The 14,947-nt window shown below is 73.3% G+C and carries 16 protein-coding genes; 9 read left to right on the top strand and 7 right to left on the bottom strand.

Features of this window, described 5'->3' with window-relative positions:
• Window positions 1–71: 71 nt before the first annotated feature.
• Window positions 72–2,285: an MMPL family transporter gene (locus ITX44_RS38860; protein WP_205364412.1), complete on the top strand. Its 2,214-nt coding sequence runs from the start codon at window positions 72–74 to the stop codon at window positions 2,283–2,285.
• 3 nt (window positions 2,286–2,288) lie between these two features.
• Here ITX44_RS38860 and ITX44_RS38855 read toward each other — a convergent pair whose 3' ends face one another.
• From ITX44_RS38855 to ITX44_RS38845, 3 genes are all read right to left on the bottom strand, one after another.
• Window positions 2,289–2,492: a MarR family transcriptional regulator gene (locus tag ITX44_RS38855; protein WP_205364410.1), complete on the bottom strand. Its 204-nt coding sequence runs from the start codon at window positions 2,490–2,492 to the stop codon at window positions 2,289–2,291.
• 234 nt (window positions 2,493–2,726) lie between these two features.
• Window positions 2,727–3,563: a class II fructose-bisphosphate aldolase gene (locus tag ITX44_RS38850; protein WP_205364409.1), complete on the bottom strand. Its 837-nt coding sequence runs from the start codon at window positions 3,561–3,563 to the stop codon at window positions 2,727–2,729.
• 62 nt (window positions 3,564–3,625) lie between these two features.
• A complete protein-coding gene (locus ITX44_RS38845) occupies window positions 3,626–4,516 on the bottom strand; it encodes an SIS domain-containing protein (protein WP_205364408.1) in 891 nt (296 codons plus the stop codon).
• A 416-nt stretch (window positions 4,517–4,932) separates the two neighbouring features.
• Here ITX44_RS38845 and ITX44_RS38840 point away from each other — a divergent pair, with 416 nt between their 5' ends.
• Window positions 4,933–5,583 carry a hemerythrin domain-containing protein gene (locus ITX44_RS38840; protein ID WP_205364403.1) on the top strand — a complete coding sequence of 217 codons (651 nt, stop codon included), beginning with the start codon at window positions 4,933–4,935 and terminating at the stop codon, window positions 5,581–5,583.
• A gap of 307 nt (window positions 5,584–5,890) precedes the next feature.
• Here ITX44_RS38840 and ITX44_RS38835 read toward each other — a convergent pair whose 3' ends face one another.
• A complete protein-coding gene (locus ITX44_RS38835; protein ID WP_205364402.1) occupies window positions 5,891–6,382 on the bottom strand; it encodes a MarR family transcriptional regulator in 492 nt (163 codons plus the stop codon).
• 389 nt (window positions 6,383–6,771) lie between these two features.
• Complete coding sequence (locus tag ITX44_RS38830) at window positions 6,772–6,945, bottom strand: hydrophobic protein (protein WP_205364400.1); 174 nt, start codon at window positions 6,943–6,945, stop codon at window positions 6,772–6,774.
• Between the two features lie 343 nt (window positions 6,946–7,288).
• Here ITX44_RS38830 and ITX44_RS38825 point away from each other — a divergent pair, with 343 nt between their 5' ends.
• The 6 genes from ITX44_RS38825 (at window position 7,289) to ITX44_RS38800 (ending at window position 13,325) form a co-directional block, all read left to right on the top strand.
• Window positions 7,289–8,317, top strand: coding sequence for an SDR family NAD(P)-dependent oxidoreductase (locus tag ITX44_RS38825; RefSeq protein ID WP_205364398.1), 1,029 nt, complete (start codon window positions 7,289–7,291; stop codon window positions 8,315–8,317).
• Window positions 8,318–8,544: 227 nt separating this feature from the next.
• Window positions 8,545–9,339: a DUF4232 domain-containing protein gene (locus ITX44_RS38820; RefSeq protein ID WP_205364389.1), complete on the top strand. Its 795-nt coding sequence runs from the start codon at window positions 8,545–8,547 to the stop codon at window positions 9,337–9,339.
• Between the two features lie 99 nt (window positions 9,340–9,438).
• On the top strand, window positions 9,439–10,143 hold the full coding sequence (locus tag ITX44_RS38815) for a class F sortase (protein ID WP_205364387.1): 705 nt from the start codon (window positions 9,439–9,441) through the stop codon (window positions 10,141–10,143).
• 257 nt (window positions 10,144–10,400) lie between these two features.
• A complete protein-coding gene (locus tag ITX44_RS38810) occupies window positions 10,401–10,892 on the top strand; it encodes an RNA polymerase sigma factor (protein ID WP_205364473.1) in 492 nt (163 codons plus the stop codon).
• Window positions 10,876–12,087: a DUF4232 domain-containing protein gene (locus ITX44_RS38805; RefSeq protein WP_205364385.1), complete on the top strand. Its 1,212-nt coding sequence runs from the start codon at window positions 10,876–10,878 to the stop codon at window positions 12,085–12,087. The genes ITX44_RS38810 and ITX44_RS38805 overlap by 17 nt, the downstream gene beginning before the upstream one ends.
• A 341-nt stretch (window positions 12,088–12,428) precedes the next feature.
• Window positions 12,429–13,325: an NAD(P)-dependent oxidoreductase gene (locus tag ITX44_RS38800; RefSeq protein ID WP_205364383.1), complete on the top strand. Its 897-nt coding sequence runs from the start codon at window positions 12,429–12,431 to the stop codon at window positions 13,323–13,325.
• A gap of 32 nt (window positions 13,326–13,357) precedes the next feature.
• Here ITX44_RS38800 and ITX44_RS38795 read toward each other — a convergent pair whose 3' ends face one another.
• Both ITX44_RS38795 and ITX44_RS38790 read right to left on the bottom strand, forming a co-directional pair.
• Complete coding sequence (locus ITX44_RS38795) at window positions 13,358–13,870, bottom strand: methylated-DNA--[protein]-cysteine S-methyltransferase (protein WP_205364381.1); 513 nt, start codon at window positions 13,868–13,870, stop codon at window positions 13,358–13,360.
• A 92-nt stretch (window positions 13,871–13,962) separates the two neighbouring features.
• Window positions 13,963–14,406 (bottom strand): MmyB family transcriptional regulator, encoded by a 444-nt coding sequence (locus ITX44_RS38790; RefSeq protein WP_205364379.1) that lies wholly within the window; start codon window positions 14,404–14,406, stop codon window positions 13,963–13,965.
• A gap of 90 nt (window positions 14,407–14,496) precedes the next feature.
• On the opposite strand from ITX44_RS38790, the gene ITX44_RS41955 reads away from it, so the two are divergent.
• Entirely contained in the window at window positions 14,497–14,775 is a 279-nt protein-coding gene (locus tag ITX44_RS41955; protein ID WP_307795692.1) for an SDR family NAD(P)-dependent oxidoreductase, read from the top strand.
• Window positions 14,776–14,947 lie beyond the last annotated feature (172 nt).

The raw sequence follows: 14,947 nt of genomic DNA, 5'->3' as shown, positions 1-14,947 counted from the left end.
TTCTGGAGAAACGCGAGCGATCAATCGTGTTTTCGATGGTAGTCGTTCTACGGGGAGAGGACACCTGAGACATGTCCGATGTCAACCGCGAAGTCCCCATCGGGGGATGGGTGCGGGTCGTCACGGCCAGACCGCGGCTGACGCTGCTCCTCGCCCTGGTGTTCGCCGGGCTGGCTCTGGTGGCGGGAAGCGGCGTGGGGAGCCGGCTGGCCAGCGGCGGCTGGGAGGCACCGGGGTCCCAGTCCTCGTACGCCACGGACGCGCTCGGCCGGCACTTCCCTGCCTCGCAGCCGAACCTGGTGCTGCTGGTCGACTCCCGGGGCGCCGGCGTGGACACCCCCGCCGTGACCGCCCGGGCCCAGGATCTGGCCCACAAGCTTGCGACCGACCCGGACGTGACCGGGGTGACCTCGTACTGGAGCACGCACTCGCCCGCGCTGCGGGCCAAGGACGGCGGCTCCGCGCTGATCACCGCCCGGCTGCGCGGCGACGACGACGCCGTGGCCAAGGAGGTCAAGAGGCTCGCGCCCGCCTACGAGGGCAGCCATGGCCCGGTCGGGGTCTCGGTCGGCGGCTCCGCCGAGGTGCGGCGCGAACTGCAGACCACCACCCAGGACGACCTGGTGCGGGCCGAGGCGATTGCGCTGCCCATCACCCTGGTGCTGCTCGTCATGGTCTTCGGCAGTGCGGTGGCCGCCATGCTGCCGCTGGGCGTGGGCATCCTGGCGATCCTGGGCGCGAGCGCGGTCCTGCGCGCGATCACCGAGTTCACCGACGTCTCGGTCTTCGCGGAGAACCTGACCACCGCCTTGGGGCTGGGCCTGGCGATCGACTACGCGCTGTTCATCGTGCGCCGGTTCCGCGAGGAGCTGGCGAACGGCCGCACACCGCGCGCGGCGGTGGCGCCGACCCTGCGCACGGCGGGCCGGACCGTGCTGTTCTCCGCGCTCACGGTGGCCGCGTCGCTGTCCGCGATGCTGGTCTTCCCGCAGTATTTCCTGCGTTCCCTCGCCTACTCCGGGATCGCCGTCGTCCTGCTGGCGGCCGCGGCCGCGCTGGTCGTACTGCCCGGCGCACTGGTCCTGTTGGGCGACCGGGTCAACGCGCTGGACCTGCGCAGGTTGCTGCGCCGCAGGAGCGCCGCCGATCCGGGCGCCGGGTACGCCCGCATCGCCCGCACGGTGATGCGCCGGGCGCCGCTGTTCGTGGTGGGCGTGGTGGCCGGTCTGCTGGTGCTCGGACTGCCCTTCCTCCAGGTGAAGTTCGGCACGGCGGACGACCGTCAGCTGCCCGCCTCGGCCGAGGCGCACGCGGTGCAGCAGCACATCCGGGAGGAGTTTCCCGGCAGCCCGGACGGCGCGATCACCGTGCTGGCCGAGCGCGCCGACCGGGCCGAGCTGACCGATTACGACCGTAAACTGGCCGCCCTGCCGGGCGTGGTGCGGGTCGACGGCCCCTACACCGCGGCGGGTTCGGACACCGCCTATGTGACGGTGCTGCCCAAGGGCGAGGCCGTGGACGCCGGCACCCAGCACCTGGTGCGGCAGATCAGGGCGCTGCCGGCCGGCTTCCACGCCTCCGTGACCGGCCAGGCGGCGGTCCTGGTGGACAGCAAGGACGCCATAGGCGCCAAACTCCCCTGGGCGGCCGGGATCATCGCCCTGGTCACCCTGGTGCTGGTCTTCCTGCTGACCGGCAGCGTGCTCATACCGCTGCAGGCCGTACTTCTCAACGCCCTCAGCCTCACCGCGATGTTCGGCAGCGTGGTCTGGGTCTTTCAGGACGGCCACCTGTCCGGCCCGCTGAACTTCATCGCGACCGGCAGCATCGAGACCACCTTGCCGGTGCTGATGTTCTGCGTGGCCTTCGGACTGTCCATGGACTACGGGGTGTTCCTGCTCTCCCGGATCAAGGAGGAGTACGACCGCACCGGCGACCACGAGTCCGCGATCGTCTTCGGCCTGAAACGGACCGGCGGGCTGATCACGGCGGCCGCGGTGATCCTCGCCGTGGTGATGGTGGCCATCGGCACCTCCCGGGTGACCAACACCAAGATGCTGGGCCTGGGGCTCGCGCTGGCCGTCCTGATGGACGCCATGGTGGTGCGCACCCTGCTGGTCCCGGCGGTGATGCGGCTGACCGGGCGGGCCACCTGGTGGGCACCGCCCGTGCTGCGCAGGTTCCACGAACGGTTCGGCATATCCGAGGGCGGCGAGGCCGAGGACACGCCGAGGGCCCCACGCCCCGAGGAGCGGCGGGACCCCGAGCCGGTCTCCGGGAGCTGACGCTCAGCCGGGATCCCGGCGGCCGCGGTTCCCCGGCCGCCGGGCACTCCAGGCCCGGATCGTGTCGGCGTACCAGAACGGCTTGCCGCCCTCCACGACGTCGGGCTCGGGCAGATGCCCGTGCTTGCGGTACGAGCGCACGGTGTCGACCTGCACGCGGATGTGCGCGGCGATGTCCGCGTACGACCACAGAGTCCGGTCGGTCAAGATGCACCTCCATACGGCAGGGGAGCCGTTGATCAGCACCCTCGGGGGGTCAACGACAGGCCGGCGGTGACCGCATGGGCTTGTTGATCTGCTGTGACGTGGAACCCGCGTAACGGTGACAAACGTGGCGAGGAGGTTACGGTTCGATACGCGGAGGGGGCTCCGTTCGCGGTGCATGCGGATGGTGCGTCTGGATTCGCCGGGGTTGGTGCGAGTCGGCACGTTCTGGGGGTGTCAGCCCGCCACGACCCGAAGGAGATGGGCCGCGGTGGTGGTCATGGCCTCGCGGGCGGAGGCGAGATAGCGGCGAGGGTCCACGACGGAGGGGTCGGTGATGAGACGGTCGCGGACGGCGGCGGTGTAGGCGATGTTCAGCGCGGTGCCGATATTGATCTTGGTCATGCCGGCGGTGACCGCACGGCGCAGGTCGTCGTCGGGGACGCCCGACGAGCCGTGCAGGACCAGGGGGACGTCGAGGGCCGCGCGGAGCCGGGCGATGAGGTCGAGATCGATGCGAGCGGTGCGTTCGGTCATCGCGTGGGAGTTGCCGACCGCGACGGCCAGCGAGTCGACGCCGGTGGCAGCGGTGAAGGCCGCGGCCTCGGCGGGGTCGGTGCGGACGCCGGGCGCGTGGGCGCCGTCCTTGCCGCCGACCTCGCCGAGTTCGGCCTCGACCCAGACGCCACTGGAGTGGGCCCATGCGGTGATGCGGGCGGTGGCGCGGACGTTGTCCTCGTAGGGCAGCGTCGAGGCGTCGAACATCACCGAGGAGACGCCGGCCGCCACGCCGGCCCGCAGCAGGTCCTCCGAGGTCACGTGGTCCAGGTGGAGGGCGACCGGGACCGGGGTGTCGCGGGCGAGGGCGGCCGCGCCGGCCAGCAGGGGTTCGACGCGGCCGGCGTGGAAGAGGGCGGCGTTCTCGCTGAGTTGGAGGACGACCGGCAGCCCGGTGTGCTCGGCGGCGGCCACCACGGCTTCGGCGTGTTCGAGGGTGATGACGTTGAAGGCGGCGACGCCCCGGCCCGAGGCGCGGGCGGCGGTGACGAGGGCGGAAGTGGCGGCGGCAGGCACGGGTGGTTCCTCGGCGGGGCGGGGAGGGGCGGGCCAGGGAGCGGCGAGTACGGGAACGGGGGTCAGGGCAGGACGACCGAGCGGGTGAGGTTGCGGGGGCGGTCGGGGTCGTAGCCCTTGTCCTCGGCGATGGCGACGGCGAGCCGCTGGGCGCGGACGAGGTCGGCCAGGGGGTCGCTGGCGGGGCGGTGGTGGAGGTGGCCGCCGACGGTGGCGACGTTCTCGGCGAGCCCGTCCGGGAGCGGGCCGAAGCCCCACACGACGCGGCCGGGGCCGGTGATGCTGATCGGGCCGTGCCGGTACTCCATGGCCGGGTACGCCTCGGTCCAGGCACCGGCGGCCTCGCGCATCTTGAGGGCCGCCTCCTGGGCCAGCCCGTGGGTCCAGCCGGTGCCGAGAAAGGTGAACTGCTCGGCGGCGGGCAATGCCGGGTCCGTGTCCTCCTCGACCGCCTTGCGGGCGTCCGTGACGGCGGCGGTCAGGTCCTCGCCCAGGTGGGTGCGCAGCAGGGCCAGTACGGAGGTGGCGAACCGGGTCTGGACGACCGACTGTTCGTCGGCGAAGTCGAGGACGACCACCTCGTCGGCGAGGTCCATCACGGGGGTGGCCGGGTCGGCGGTGAGGGCGGTGACGGGTACGGCGGCCGCGCGCAGCCGTTCGCAGGCCCGTAGTACCTCGGTGGTGGTGCCGGAGCGGGTGATGGCCAGCACCCGGTCGTAGCGGCGGCCGAACGGGAACTCGGAGGCCGCGAAGGCGTCGGTCTCGCCCTGGCCGGCCCGTTCGCGCAGGGCGGCGTAGGACTGCGCCATGAACCAGGACGTGCCGCAGCCGACGACGGCGACCCGTTCCCCCTCGTGCGGCAGCTTCCCGGCGGCCGTCGTGGCCAGTTCGGACGCCCGCTGCCAGCACTCGGGCTGCGTCGCGATCTCGGTGGTGGTCAGGGACGCGGGCATCGGGGCTCCTCACGGTCGGCCGGGGGATCACGCGGCGCCCCCGGCGCCGCGCCGTGCTGCTGGCGTCAGTGTAGGTGAGTGAAGCTGCGCGAACAGATGGCCGTTCGAGCAAGAATGAGCAAAGGGCGGGCTGCGGGGACGGCTCCGGCGGACGGCGGGGGAACGGGGCTGGCGGAATCGGCAATTCCGGGTGGGTGGGCGGTGATTGGGGCTGCCGGTCGGTGGGGCGGGCTTTGCCGGTTCGGGCCGGGCGGAGCCCGATGTCACACACCGGCGCGGTGGGGGCCTCTTGGGGGTGGGACCGCGGGGAGGGGAGCCGCGGGCACGTGGCGAGGGGGCCACGGGTGGCGTCGGGCGCTCGGTGCGGCCGGCGCGTCCCCCGCCGCGAGTCAGTGCCGCAAGGGAGTGAAGGAATCATGACGACCGAGATCGAGCGCATCGTCACTGCCAATGACCCCGACAGGATCAATTTCACCGAGATGTACGTCACGCATGACGCGTTCCGCCGGGACCTGGAGCGGCTGGCGGGCGCCGCGGCGGCCGGGCGGACGGACGCGCCGCGGGTGCGGGAGGGGTGGGAGACGTTCAAGCGGCAGCTTCACGTGCACCACACGGTGGAGGACGCCTGGCTGTGGCCGCGGCTGCGGGAGCGGGTGGCCGGGCGGGCCGACGCCCTGGCGCTGCTGGACGCGATGGAGGCCGAGCACGGGGTGCTCGACCCGCAACTGGCCGCCGTGGACGCCGCCATGGACGCGCGGGCACCCCACCTGACGCAGAAGGTCGAGGAGTTGCGGGCCACCCTGGACGTGCACCTGGCGCACGAGGAAGCCGACGCCCTGCCGCTCATCGAGGCGGTGATGACACCCAAGGACTGGGGCGGATTCCGCGGTGCCATGGCCCGTCGGCAGAAGCTCAGCGGCGCCGCCGAGTGGATGCCCTGGATCACCGACGGCATGGCGCCGGCCGAAGCCCGTAAATGGCTCCAGCGGATGCCGCCGCCCCTGCGGCTGCTCTACCGGCTGTCCTGGCAGCCGCGGTATCGCGGCCGGGACCTGTGGAGCTTCTGACACACCCCGGCGCACATCCGTCGCCGGCCGGCTGGCCTTGAGTGGTGCCGTAAGCCGGCGGCGCATTTCTCGAATGTGCCCGCGTTCTCGGAGCACCGAGCGCGGGCACGTCCGCCGGCCCGTACGCTGCCCCCGCACGGCCGAATTTCGCCCCCCGCCACAAGCGCTATCGCCAGGCCGTCCCACCGGATCACCGGGTCCGCGGCGAAAAGTTTTCGGTGGCCGGCGCAGTGGTGCCCCGCAGCGTTCAGGTTCCCGTTCGGGTTCGGGTTCCGCTTCAGGCCGGGGCTCGGGCTCCGGGCCGGGTTCAGGACTCGGCGAGTTGGTCGGTGGCGATACGGCTGGCGCGTGCGGTGCGCAGCAGGAAGTCGGCGATCTTGAGCAGGTCGGCGTCGTCGTACTCCGCGCAGACACTCTCCATGGCGCTGCTCAGGCCGGAGAACATCAGCGCGACCTCGGCCTCCTTCTCCCTGATGATCTGCACCAGCACGGCCCTGCGGTCACTGGGGTTGGGGGTGCGGACCACCCAGCCGCCGCGTTCGAGCCGGTCCAGCACCCCGGTGAGGGTGGCCGGATGCAGGCCCCCGCGCCGGGCCAGGGCGGTCGGGCCTATCGGGCCGTGGCGGCTGATCAGGTCCAGGCACTCCAGATCGGTGTCACGCAGATCGAGATGGCTGCCGACCTGATGGTTGAGCAAGGCGAGCTGAACGCTCAGGTCGCGCAGCCCGTCCTTGATCCGATTGGTCAGGCGTTTCCGTCTCCGCGCCGCCGACGCCGCTTGGGGCAGTGTGGAATCCATGGGCACGATCCTTGTGTCGCTGGCTCGCCGAGGTATGCCCCACCGGCACAAACCACCTGGCGGCCGGCACGATACCGGCCGCCGTTCCGTAAAGCCGTCCGGGGGGTCAAGCGCATACCCTCTCACAGCCGCCTTTCAAGCTCGTACCCATTCGCCGAAAGAATCGCGGCCCCGAATCCGCCGGCGGGACGGACGGGGGCCAGGATGCTCCAGGGGCCCGGGTGACGGGGCCGGCCGTGAAACCGCCCCTGCCCTGGCACCTTGGCGCGGTCTGTACCAATGTGCGGCAGTCGGCGGCCCGTTGCGCCCCTCCGCCGGGCCTGCGGACACGCCAGCGCGGGGCGGGGGAATACCGCCCCGCCCCGCGCCCGGAATCGCGGTGAATCACCTCACCATCGATACCAGCGGCTTCTGCGTCCGGTACCGGCACCCGCGCTGCGGAATACGAATCCGAGCAGCCAGAGCACGAGGACAGCAAGCGCTATCCACCACAACACGTGCAGTGCGAATCCGAGACCCCCGAGAACGAGCGCCAGCAGCAACACCAAAGCGACGACAGCCATTTGGTCCTCCTTCTTTCTTGACGGTCGCGTACCCGCAAGACCGGGCAGCATGCGATGTCCTCACCGGCCTTTTTGCCGGGACGTGTTGACGGGGCGAGTTAAGGGGGCGGAATTGCCGCCCGACCAGGCGTTCGGTTACGGGGAGCCCCGCACTCGGCACACCCCGTCCGCCCGGTTCCGTACGCGTACGGTGACGGGCACATGCCTGTGGGTGAGGCGGCGGACCGTACGGAACCCCCGCCGCCGCGGGTCCCGGGCGGTGTGAGGGCCGTGGGCGGGGTAGGCGAGCACCTGGGAGGCCGGGTCCGGCCGGGCCCGGCGGCGACACCACCGGGAGGAACCCATGGCAGCGATCCAGCTCCACCCAGAATCCCTGGCCGGACTGTCCGCGGTGGTCACCGGCGGCTCCCGCGGCCTCGGCCTGTTGCTGGCCGAGCAGTTGACCGAGCGCGGCTGCGCGGTGACCGTCGCCGCCCGCGACCAGGAGGAACTCGCCACCGCCGAGGACTTCCTGCGGCTGCGGCCCGGCGCCCGGGTGCGTACCGCGGTGTGCGACGTGACCGATCAGGAAGCGGTACGCGAGATGTTCCGGGCGGCCGCCGAGGAACGCGGCGGCGTGGACGTGGTGATCGCCAACGCCGGGGTCATCGAGGTGGCGCCGCTGGACGCCACCGGCGCCACGCAGTTCCGCGAGGCGATGGACACCATCTTCACCGGCACCCTGCACACCTGCCTGGAGGCCCTGCCGTACCTGCGCCGCAGCCGGGCCGGCGGGCGGCTCGCGCTGATCGGCTCGGTCGGCGGCCTGCTGCCGGTACCGCACCTGCTGCCGTACTCCTGCGCCAAGGCGGCGGTGGCCGCGCTCGCCGAGGGGCTGCACGCGGAGGCGGGCCCGCAGGGCGTGAGCGTGACCTCCGTGCAGCCGGGGCTGATGCGTACCGGCTCGCACCTGGCCGCGGAGTTCGGCGGGGAGCAGGCGCAGGAGTTCGCCTGGTTCTCCGCACTGGCCGGCACTCCGCTGATGTCGATGGACGCGCGGCGGGCGGCGGACCGAATCGTCACCGCGATGCAGCGGCGCCGGACCCGGATCGTGCTCACCCCCGCCGCCAAGGCGGCCGGCTTCACGCACGGGGTCGCGCCCGGGACGACCACCAAGCTCACTGCGCTCACCGGCCGGGCCCTGCCGTCCGCGCCCGAGGGCCAGGAGACGCCCGGCTCGGCCGACCGCGAGGGCACCGCCGGCTTCCGCAAGGGCGCCGAGATCCCGCCGCACCCGAACCCGGTCGTACGGAAACTGCGCGACGTGGGGAGCGCACTCAACGACCGGGCCGCCCGCGCCTACCAGCACTACGGGCGGCGGCACTCCGCGTAAGGCGTGCCGCCGGTGACACCTGTGGCCTGCCTGGAGTGTGACACCTGTGGCGTGACGTACGGCATGTGACGGACGGGGCACGGGCCGGCAAGTCCCGCCGCCCCGCAGCATTTTGGAATCTCTTTACAACCCGCCCCGGGGCTGTGTCGTCTCTCCCCGCGATTCCCGGCACGGCCCGGCCGGGCTCGTTCCCGAGCCCGGGGCCACGGGGGAGAAGAGAGACCGACATGCGCAAGCGCTCACTCGCCGCCGGCACCGCGGCCCTTGCCGCGGCCCTGACCACCGCCGCGGTCGCGGCCGTCCCCGCGACGGCCGACGCCCCGGCCCGCAGCACCACCCCGATGTGCCAGACCTCGCAGCTGTCCGCCCACCTCGGCGGGAGCGACGCGGGCGCGGGCAACCTCTACCGCTACCTGGTGATCACCAACACCAGCGGAACGGCCTGCCACGTCACCGGCTTCCCGGGGCTGTCGATGCTGGACGCGCAGGGCAAGCAGATAGGCGCGCCCGCGACCCGCGACCACAACTCCTACGCCTCGGTGGTGCTGCGGCCCGGCGCCTCCGCGAGCGACACCATCCACACGATCAACCACCAGGGCACCTGCCTGCCCACCTCCACCTCGCTGCGGGTCTACCCGCCCGACAACCGCGCCTCGCTGGTGATCCCCGGCAAGGTGACCAACTGCGACAACCTGTTCAGCGTCACGCCGTTCGTCGCCGGCACCACGGGCAACCCGTCCAACTCCGCCCCGGCCCCCACGCCCGTGCCCACCCGCTCCGGCGGCCAGGAGCCCACCCCGGTTCCCTCGCCCACGTCGGTCGGCGCCACGCCGACCCCCGTGCCCGGCCGCCAGATCACCGCGGTGCCTTCCGGGGCGCCCGACACCGGCCTCGCGCCCACCGCTTCCGCCTCCGACTCGCACACCACCGCGATCGTCGGCGGCGCCGCGGCCGGCGGCGCGCTGCTGCTCGGCGGCCTCGGCCTGGCCGCCCGCCGTCGCTCCGCGCGTACCCGGGGCTGAGCTTTGGCCCCGGCTTCCGTGTCGCACGAGCCGCCCGCCCGCCGCCGCTCTTCCCCGGCGGCGGCGGGCCGCCGTGCGCGTTCCCGCGTCCGTACGGTGTTGCGTACGGCCCCTGCCGACCCGGCCGGTACGGGCGGTACGGCTCGGCTCCGTACGGCTCGGCTCCGTAAATCCCGGGCCCGTACCGCCGCCCTCCTCGCCGTACTCACCACCCTCACCGTCCTCACCGCATGCGGCCCCGGCCAGTCCACGGGCAGTCCGGCCGCGCCAGGGCCGGCGGCAGCCACGACCACGTCGTCCGCGCCCGGCACGCACAGCCCGTCCGGCAACGGCGCCGCCCCGGTCCACGCACTGCCCCGTTCCGAGCCGGTACGGCTGCGCATCCCGGCGATCGGCGTGGACACCCAAGTGATCCCGCTGGGCCTGGCCGCCGACGGCACCGTCCAGGTGCCGCCGATCGCCCCGCACTCGCCGGCCGGCTGGTACGACGGGTCGCCCACGCCGGGCAGCACCGGACCGTCGGTGATCCTCGGTCACGTCACCGTCGGCCGCTACGGTGACGGCGTCTTCCGCAGGCTCTCCGCGCTCGGCTCCGGCGACCGGATCCTGGTGGGCCTGCAGAACGGGGTCACCGCGGTCTTCGGCGTGGACTCCGTCCAGACCGTCGACAAGGCACATTTTCCGACGAATTCGGTGTACGGGAACGTCGACCATCCCGCCCTGCGTCTCATCACGTGCGGCGGCACCCGGACCGGCGGCGGCTACGCGGACAACGTGGTCGTCTACGCCTCACTGGTCCGATGACGCCACCGCCGGGCCCGCCGCCCCCCGGTGCGCCCGGCGCGACGACGACGGCACGGACCACGACCACGACCGGACCACGGACGGGCGCCGCGCGCACGGTCGCGGCAGGCATGCCGACGGCAGGCACCTCGCCGGTCGGCCCGCCGACCGCCATCGAGGCGGCGCCCGCCCGTACGGCCGCGGTCCGTGCCACGGGGGCGGGCGGCGCGGTGCCCGCCCCGGCGGCGCGTGACCGACGAGGAGTGAGGAGAGCGGCCATCCGGTCCTCCGACGATGCGGCGGCCTCGGAGCTGTTCGCGGCGCTGTACCCACGGCTGGCGGGCTGGTGCCGCCGGCTGGTGGACGACGACGGCACCGCGCACGAGATCGCCTCGGAGGCGTTCACCCGGCTGTGGGCGCGCTGGACCAAGGTGGACGAGCCGAGCGGCTTCCTCTACGTGACCGCGGCCAACCTGGTCCGCGACCACTGGCGCAAACTGGAGCGCGAACGGCGGGCCTTGCGCCGGGTCGGCACGGAGGAAATCGTGAAGCAGCAGCAGGAGACGGCGGACCCGTCGGTGCGCATGCTCGTGCAGTCGCTGCCCGAACGGCTGCGCAATCCCGCCCTTCTGCACTATTACGCGGACCTGCCGGTCCGTGAGGTCGCCGCACTGCTGGGCCGCAACGAGGGGACCGTCAAGGCCGATCTGCACGCCGCCCGCGAACTACTCCGCGCCAAGCTCGGGGGACACCATGACCGGATTTCCTGACGACCCCCGCGAGAGTGCGCCCGATCATCACGGCTCCACCGGTGCGACGGGTTCGTCCGGCGGCACGGGCCCGGGCGAACGGAGCCCCGCCGATCCCGCACCTTCGGCCAGCCCGGCCGGCGCCAACGGCTCGACGGGCCCCACCGGCCCGACCGGCCAGGCGGTCCCTGCCCCGCACGACTCCGACGGGGACCGGAGCCCTGCGCGGGATTCCGGGCCTGGCGGTGGAAACGGCGGTACGGGCGGCGGGCCGGATTCCGGCGGCAGCTTCGGCACGGACCTCGGCAGCTTTAGGAACGGCGGCTTCACGGACGACCGCTTCGCGGACCTCGACGGCTTCGACGTGGACCTGCCCGATCCGCTGGGCCGGCTGCTGCGGCCGCCGGGGGAGTTCCTGCCGCCGCCGCCCGGGGCGTTCGAGCGGATCAGACGCCGGGCGCGGCGAAGGCGCCAGGTCCGGGCGGGGGCCGGCGGCCTGGTGGTCGCCGCCCTGATCACGGGCTCGGTCTACCTGGCCGGCGCGCTCTCCCCGGACACCTCCCGCGCGGTGGACGACCCGCCGGCCAGCAGCGCCCAGGTCACCCAGGCCCCGGCACCGTCCCCGACCCCGCGGCCGACAGGGACCCCCACCACGCTCGTGCCCGCCCCCGGCCGTACGTCGACGTCCGCCGGCGTCGTACCCACTCCGGTCACCAGCGGTCCGCCCACGCCCTCGGCGACCGTCCCCGGGCCCGGTCCCACGCCGACCCCCGCCGGCACGACCACGCAGCAGACCCCGGCCGGCACCCCGCAGTGCACGGCCGACCAGCTCTCCGCCCGCCTCGGCGGCGGCGACGCGGGCGCCGGCAACCTCTACCGCTACCTGGTGATCACCAACACCAGCCGGACCGCCTGCCATGTCACCGGCTTCCCCGGCCTGTCCATGCTGGACGCGAACGGCAACCAGATCGGCCAGCCCGCCACCCGCGAGCGGCTCACGTACCAGCCCGTTCCGCTCGCCCCCGGCGCCTCGGCGAGCGACACCATCCACACCGTCAACCAGCAGGGCACCTGCCTGCCCGCGTCCAGCTCGCTGCGGATGTACCCGCCCGGCAGCCGCGCCTCGCTGGTGATCCCGGGCCAGATCACCGAGTGCGACAACGTCTTCGTGATCACCCCCTTCACCGGCGGCGAGACCGGGAACCCGTCCAACTGAGCGCACGTGGCATTCCGTTTGTCTCCGGTAGGCGACCGGGCCGTTGAAGGGGGCGCGGCTCCTACGCGTACCTCGGTTGCCGCAGCGGCGGCGCGGAGACGGTTCCCCGCCCGCCTGATCGCGACCGGCAGGCGCACCCGCGTTCACCTGCTCGTACGGCCGCAGCGGCACCCGTGCGACGTCCCGGCGTATCCCCGGTTGCGCTCCCGGCCGGCCCGGAGACGGTGTCCCGCCCTCCGCTGACCGTGTGACCTGCGGGTACGCCCGCGCCTACCCTTCCGTACGCCCGCGGCGCGCACCCCCGCAACGCTCCCGAGCCATCCCCCGGTTACGCTCCGCCCGTGCTGAGCATCGGACTTATCGGGCTGGGGCGCATGGGTGCGCCCATCGCCGGGCGGCTGGTCGCCGCCGGGCATCGGGTGACCGTGCATGACGTGCTGGCCGGGCGGGCAGCGGAGGCGGGGGCACGCGGGGCGGGCTGGAGCGGCACCGCGGCCGGGGTCGCGGCGGGGGCCGATCTGCTGCTGACCGTGCTGCCGGGGGCGGCCGAGGTCGAGGCGGCGATGAGTGATGCCGTGCTGGACGCGCTGCCCGAGGGCGCGGCCTGGATCGATCTGAGCAGCAACTCGCCCGCGGCGGCGGCTCCGATACGGCGCCGGGCCGTCGCGCGAGGCATCGAGGTGCTGGAGGCCCCGATGGGCGGTGGTCCGGCGGATGCCGAAGCGGGGCAGTTGCGGCTGTACGTGGGGGGTGACGCCGACGTGCTGGCCCGGTACCGGCCCGTGCTGGACGTGCTGGCCCCGCCCGAGCGGATCGCGCACGTCGGCGGGGAGGGAGCCGGGTACACGGTCAAACTCCTGGTCAACGCGCTGTGGTTCGGGCAGGCGGTGGCCACGGCGGAGGCGCTGCTGCTGGGGCAGCGGGCCGGTGTCGACCCGGGGCTGTTCCGCGAGGTGCTGGCGGCGGGCCCGGCGGCCGGTGAGTTCATCCGCCGGGACCTGCCCGCGCTGTTCGCCGGGGACTACCTCGCCTCCTTCGGGCTGGACCGCATCCACGACCAGCTCGCCACCGTCGTGGAAATGGCCCGCGCCCACGGCACCCCCTACGAGACGGCCGAGGCGGTCCGCCGCATCCACCAGCAGGCCCTCGAACGCTTCGGCCCGGCGGACGGCGAACTGCTTGCGGTGGCCCTGCTGGAGGAACGCGCCGGGACCCGCCTGCGGCCGGCCGCGGACTGATCCCGTACCGACCGCGCCCGAGTCCCGGGCCTTCACATCAGCGTCGGCTGAAGCACGCCCTCCAGCGTCAGGAGCTGCACCTTCCGCTCCACGCCTCCGGCGTACCCGCGCATGGAACCGTCCGCGCCGATCACCCGGTGGCAGGGGCGGACCAGCAGCAGCGGGTTGGCGCCGATCGCCGCGCCGACCGCCTGGACGCGCTCGCGGGGCAGGCCGATGCGGGCGGTGAGCTCGCCGTAGGTGGTGGAGGTGCCGTACGGGATCTCCTCCAGCGCCTGCCACACCTGGCGCTGGAACGCGCTGCCGCCGGGGGTGAACGGGATGCGGAACTCGACGCGTTCGCCCGCGAAGTAGGCCCGGACCTGATCGGCGACGTCCGCGAAGAGGGTCGGGTCGTGCGACCAGTCGTCCCGTACGGCCGTGGCGCCGCGCCGGCCGGGCATCGACAGCGAGGTCAGCGACGCGAGGGACGTCCCGTCCTCGCCCGGCTCGCCCACCAGCAGCAGGTCGCCCAAGGGGCTGGTGATCGTCGTCCAAGCGGTCATGGCCGCCGCCTCCTTCATGCTTCGGTGTCCTTGTACACCCTCCACTCTGCTGGTTCGCGGGGGACGGTGCTGGCGGATTTCGGACGCCGTGATCAGGGGGTGACGTCGCCGGAGGAACGGGTGCGGCCGGTGCGCGGGGCAGGGGCGGCTTCGGGGCCGGGCGCGGTCTCGGGGCCCGGTGCGGTCGTGGCGCCCGGCGCGGTGTTCGGGCCCTGGGCCGCCGTACGGGTCGGGCCGCCGCCGCTCCAGCTCGCCAGCAGGCCCAGCGCCTCGGCGGAGGGCGAATCCGGCTCGGCGGTGTAGACGTAGATCGTCTGTTCCTCGTCGCCCGGAACGGTCAGCCCTTCGAAGCCCAGCCCCATGTCGCCGGCCAGCGGGTGCCGGAAATACTTGGTGCCGTTGGTGTGGGCCATCACCCGGTGGTCGGCCCACCAGATCCGGAATTCCGGGCTCCTCATGGCGAGTTCGCCGACGAGTTCGGTGATTCCGGGGTCGTCCGGCCATTTCCCGGCCTGGAGCCGCAGGCTGGCGACCATTTCCGAGGCGACCTGCTCCCAGTCGCCATAGAGATCCCGGGCGGCCGGGTCGAGCAGGAGGACCAGGTCCGTACCGCTGTCGAGGCCGCCGTGAGGTGGTTCGGGCGGATCGACGTACTGATCAACAACGCCGGGTTCGGCATCTACGCCTCCACCAGGTTCGCCCTCGAAGGCATCACGGAGGCCCTGGCGGCGGAACTGGAGCCGCTGGGCGTCAAGGTGACCGTCGTGGAGCCGGGTTACTTCCGCGCTGACTTCCTCGACGGCGCCAGCCTGACCACCACCGCCGCCGCCACCGCCACCGCCGCCGCCACCGTCATCGACGACTACGACGACACGTCCGGCGCCAGGCGGCGGCCGGCCCGGTAGGTCAACCACGCGACGAGTGGCACGCCGTCACGGTCTCCACTGACTTAGTACTCCAGCAGGACTTTGAGGCTTGACCTGGGGAAACGTCGGGCGGTGGGAGTGTAGCGGCCGATCGGCGGTCACGGGTGTGTTCCGTGCGTCCGCCCCTCGAACGAGTGCCCACGCCGCCGGG

Source organism: Actinacidiphila acididurans (assembly GCF_016918855.1).
GTDB classification, from domain to species: Bacteria; Actinomycetota; Actinomycetes; order Streptomycetales; family Streptomycetaceae; genus Actinacidiphila; species Actinacidiphila acididurans.
The sequence above is the reverse complement of the archived record's forward strand: the minus strand, read 5'-3'. Positions and strand labels throughout refer to the sequence as shown.